This is a genomic window from Pseudomonas aphyarum (assembly GCF_028657055.1).
GTDB lineage: Bacteria > Pseudomonadota > Gammaproteobacteria > Pseudomonadales > Pseudomonadaceae > Aquipseudomonas > Aquipseudomonas aphyarum.
Map to the genome: position 1 here is coordinate 1 of NZ_JAMDGS010000020.1, position 2,500 is coordinate 2,500.

Sequence of the window (2,500 nt, forward strand, 5' to 3'; positions counted from 1 at the left end):
CAAATTGCTTGGGTGTTATATGGTCAAGCCTCACGGGCAATTAGTATTGGTTAGCTCAACGCCTCACAGCGCTTACACACCCAACCTATCAACGTCGTAGTCTTCGACGGCCCTTCAGGGAACTCAAGGTTCCAGTGAGATCTCATCTTGAGGCAAGTTTCCCGCTTAGATGCTTTCAGCGGTTATCTTTCCCGAACATAGCTACCCGGCAATGCCACTGGCGTGACAACCGGAACACCAGAGGTTCGTCCACTCCGGTCCTCTCGTACTAGGAGCAGCCCCTCTCAAATCTCAAACGTCCACGGCAGATAGGGACCGAACTGTCTCACGACGTTCTAAACCCAGCTCGCGTACCACTTTAAATGGCGAACAGCCATACCCTTGGGACCGGCTTCAGCCCCAGGATGTGATGAGCCGACATCGAGGTGCCAAACACCGCCGTCGATATGAACTCTTGGGCGGTATCAGCCTGTTATCCCCGGAGTACCTTTTATCCGTTGAGCGATGGCCCTTCCATACAGAACCACCGGATCACTAAGACCTACTTTCGTACCTGCTCGACGTGTCTGTCTCGCAGTCAAGCGCGCTTTTGCCTTTATACTCTACGACCGATTTCCGACCGGTCTGAGCGCACCTTCGTACTCCTCCGTTACTCTTTAGGAGGAGACCGCCCCAGTCAAACTACCCACCATACACTGTCCTCGATCCGGATAACGGACCTGAGTTAGAACCTCAAAGTTGCCAGGGTGGTATTTCAAGGATGGCTCCACGCGAACTGGCGTCCACGCTTCAAAGCCTCCCACCTATCCTACACAAGCAAATTCAAAGTCCAGTGCAAAGCTATAGTAAAGGTTCACGGGGTCTTTCCGTCTAGCCGCGGATACACTGCATCTTCACAGCGATTTCAATTTCACTGAGTCTCGGGTGGAGACAGCGCCGCCATCGTTACGCCATTCGTGCAGGTCGGAACTTACCCGACAAGGAATTTCGCTACCTTAGGACCGTTATAGTTACGGCCGCCGTTTACCGGGGCTTCGATCAAGAGCTTCGCGTTAGCTAACCCCATCAATTAACCTTCCGGCACCGGGCAGGCGTCACACCCTATACGTCCACTTTCGTGTTTGCAGAGTGCTGTGTTTTTAATAAACAGTCGCAGCGGCCTGGTATCTTCGACCGGCGTGGGCTTACGCAGCAAGTGCTTCACCCTCACCGGCGCACCTTCTCCCGAAGTTACGGTGCCATTTTGCCTAGTTCCTTCACCCGAGTTCTCTCAAGCGCCTTGGTATTCTCTACCCAACCACCTGTGTCGGTTTGGGGTACGGTTCCTGGTTATCTGAAGCTTAGAAGCTTTTCTTGGAAGCATGGCATCAACCACTTCGTCGCCTAAAGGCAACTCGTCATCAGCTCTCGGCCTTAGAATCCCGGATTTACCTAAGATTCCAGCCTACCACCTTAAACTTGGACAACCAACGCCAAGCTGGCCTAGCCTTCTCCGTCCCTCCATCGCAATAACCAGAAGTACAGGAATATTAACCTGTTTTCCATCGACTACGCTTTTCAGCCTCGCCTTAGGGACCGACTAACCCTGCGTCGATTAACGTTGCGCAGGAAACCTTGGTCTTTCGGCGTGGGTGTTTTTCACACCCATTGTCGTTACTCATGTCAGCATTCGCACTTCTGATACCTCCAGCAAGCTTCTCAACTCACCTTCACAGGCTTACAGAACGCTCCTCTACCGCATCACTTACGTGATACCCGTAGCTTCGGTGTATGGTTTGAGCCCCGTTACATCTTCCGCGCAGGCCGACTCGACTAGTGAGCTATTACGCTTTCTTTAAAGGGTGGCTGCTTCTAAGCCAACCTCCTAGCTGTCTAAGCCTTCCCACATCGTTTCCCACTTAACCATAACTTTGGGACCTTAGCTGACGGTCTGGGTTGTTTCCCTTTTCACGACGGACGTTAGCACCCGCCGTGTGTCTCCCATGCTCGGCACTTGTAGGTATTCGGAGTTTGCATCGGTTTGGTAAGTCGGGATGACCCCCTAGCCGAAACAGTGCTCTACCCCCTACAGTGATACATGAGGCGCTACCTAAATAGCTTTCGAGGAGAACCAGCTATCTCCGAGCTTGATTAGCCTTTCACTCCGATCCACAGGTCATCCGCTAACTTTTCAACGGTAGTCGGTTCGGTCCTCCAGTCAGTGTTACCTAACCTTCAACCTGCCCATGGATAGATCGCCCGGTTTCGGGTCTATTCCCAGCGACTAGACGCCCTATTAAGACTCGCTTTCGCTACGCCTCCCCTATTCGGTTAAGCTCGCCACTGAAAATAAGTCGCTGACCCATTATACAAAAGGTACGCAGTCACAGAACAAAGTCTGCTCCCACTGCTTGTACGCATACGGTTTCAGGATCTATTTCACTCCCCTCTCCGGGGTTCTTTTCGCCTTTCCCTCACGGTACTAGTTCACTATCGGTCAGTCAGTAGTATTTAGCCTTGG

At 52.2% G+C, this 2,500-nt stretch carries 1 rRNA gene (cut by a window edge); it reads right to left on the bottom strand.

Going from position 1 to position 2,500, the window contains the following annotated elements:
• Positions 1-19 precede the first annotated feature (19 nt).
• A 23S ribosomal RNA gene (locus M5G18_RS27390) occupies positions 20-2,500 on the bottom strand; it runs 410 nt beyond the window's last position.